Origin of the sequence: Pseudomonas sp. SWRI77 (genome assembly GCF_014269105.1) — a bacterium.
Lineage (GTDB): Bacteria > Pseudomonadota > Gammaproteobacteria > Pseudomonadales > Pseudomonadaceae > Aquipseudomonas > Aquipseudomonas capeferrum.
The window spans coordinates 1-2422 of record NZ_JABWRV010000057.1; the positions used below are offsets into that span (position 1 = coordinate 1).

Here is a 2422-nt window from a genome sequence, read left to right on the forward strand (position 1 = left end):
CAACGACTCGGTCGACAACACCACTGCGACCCTGACCGCGAATCCTTCGGTCACCGAAGGTGGCGTGATCACCTACACCGTGACCCTGAGCAACCCTGCCCAGACTCCGGTTACCGTGACCCTGTCGAACGGCCAGACCATCACCGTCGAGGCCGGCAAGACCCAAGGCAGTGTCGACTTCCAGACTCCGAACAACGACGTCTACAACAACGGTTCGACTGTCACTACCACTATCACCGGTGCCACTGGCGGTAACTTCGAGCAGCTGACGCCGAACCCGACCCCAGCGTCGACTGTAATCAATGACAGTATCGATACCGTCACCGTAAGCATCGTCAGCAACGGCAACGTGACTGAAGATCAGCAGCCATCCTTCACGGTAAAAGTGAGCCAGGCGCTGGACCGTCCGCTGACCGTAACGCTGTCGAACGGCGAAACCGTCACCATCGAGGCCGGCAAGACCGAAGTCGAGTACAAGACTCCGGCCCAAGGCGATGACGTCATCAAGGACGCCGGCTCTGTGACGTTGAGCGTCACCGGCGCCACTGTCGCGGGTGCTACCTTCGAGAATCTGGCCATCGGCGGCCCGGCGACCGTTGAAGTTTCGGACACCGTCAGCGAAGTCGTTGCAACTTTGACTGTGGACAAGGCAACTGTGGCCGAAGGTGGCCAGGTGACCTACACCGTCACGCTGACCAACGCACAGGGCCTGTCTGTCACTGAGCACGGCGCGCTGACCTTCACCCTGACCGACGGTACAAAAGTCACGATTCCGGCCAACAGTGCTTCCGGCACTGCGACCATCACGGTTCAAGATGACGTGTACGTCGGCGGTCAGGGCGCTGTCGCCAACAAGCTTGAGTCGGTATCGGGCGCAGACAACTTCGAGAAGCTGACTTTGGGTGGTGATACCGTCACCACTTCTGTGACGGACGAGCCAGGTTCGGGCACCCCAGGCACCGGCAACGAAGGCGACCTGGTCAGGGTCACCATAACCGCCGACCAGGCTTCGGTCGCCGAGAACGTGAAGCCGACCTTCACCGTTCACATCAATACCGCCCTGACCCACGACCTGGTCGTGACCCTGAGCAACAACGCTACGGTCACTATCAAAGCGGGCGAAACCAGCGCGCCCTACAGCCACGATGCGCAAGGCGACGACGTTTACCAGGACGCCGGTGAGATCAGCCTGGGTATCAAGTCCGCCGTCGATGTCGATGGCCGTGCTTTCGAGAACCTGCAGCTGGGTGATGCCGCGTCGGTCAAAGTCACCGACACCACCGACGAAGTCATCGCCAAGCTGACCGCTACGCCTTCGGTCACCGAAGGAGGCGAGATTACGTACACCGTTACCCTGACCAACAAAGACGGTTTGCCGATCAACAACCACTCGCCGCTCTACTTCACCCTGAGCGACGGCAAAACGGTCATCACAGTGCCAGCCAACGGCACCGTCGGTACGGCCACTGTTACTGCTCCGGATAATGTCTACGTGGGCAGCAACACCCCGGTAGAGCAGAGCCTGCAATCGGTCAGCGGCGCAGACGCGTGGAAGTTCGAGCAACTGACCTTGGACAAGACCCCGGTCAGCACTACGGTTACCGACGAGCCAGGTACTCCGGGCAACGAAGGCGACGTGGTCAAAGTCACCATCACCGCTGACCAGGTATCGGTCGCCGAGAACGTCCAACCGAGCTTCACCGTTCACATCAACACCGCCCTGGACCACGACCTGGTCGTGACCCTGAGCAACAATGCCACCGTCACCATCAAGGCTGGCGAAACCAGCGCGCCATACACGCACGACGCGCAGGGCGACGACGTTTACAAAGACGCTGGCGAAATCAGCCTGGGCATCAAGTCTGCGGTCGATGTCGATGGCCGTACCTTCGAGAACCTGCAGCTGGGCGACGCGGCATCGGTCAAAGTCACCGATACCACCGACGAAGTCATCGCCAAGCTGACCGCTACGCCTTCGGTCACCGAAGGAGGCGAGATCACGTACACCGTCACCCTGACCAACAAAGACGGTTTGCCGATCAACAATCACTCGCCGCTGTACTTCACCTTGAGTGACGGTAAAACGGTCATTACCGTCCCGGCCAACAGCACCTCCGGTTTCACCACCGTTACTGCACCAGACAACGTTTATGTCGGCACTAACGCCCCGGTTGAGCAGAGCTTGCAAGCGGTCAGCGGCGCAGACGCCTGGAAGTTCGAACAACTCACCTTGGACAAGACCCCGGTCAGCACCACGGTGACCGACGAGCCGGGTACTCCGGGCAACGAAGGTGATCTGGTCAAGGTCACCATCACCGCTGACCAAGTCTCGGTTGCCGAGAACGTGAAGCCGACCTTCACCGTTCACATCAACACCGCGCTGGCGCACGACCTGGTCGTGACCCTGAGCAACAATGCCACG

At 60.1% G+C, this 2422-nt stretch carries 1 protein-coding gene; it reads left to right on the top strand.

Translation table 11 applies throughout. The annotated features are described in order from the left end of the window. Nucleotides 1–2422 (top strand): immunoglobulin-like domain-containing protein (locus HU766_RS25905; RefSeq protein WP_346656729.1); only part of this gene is annotated, 2422 nt, incomplete at both ends.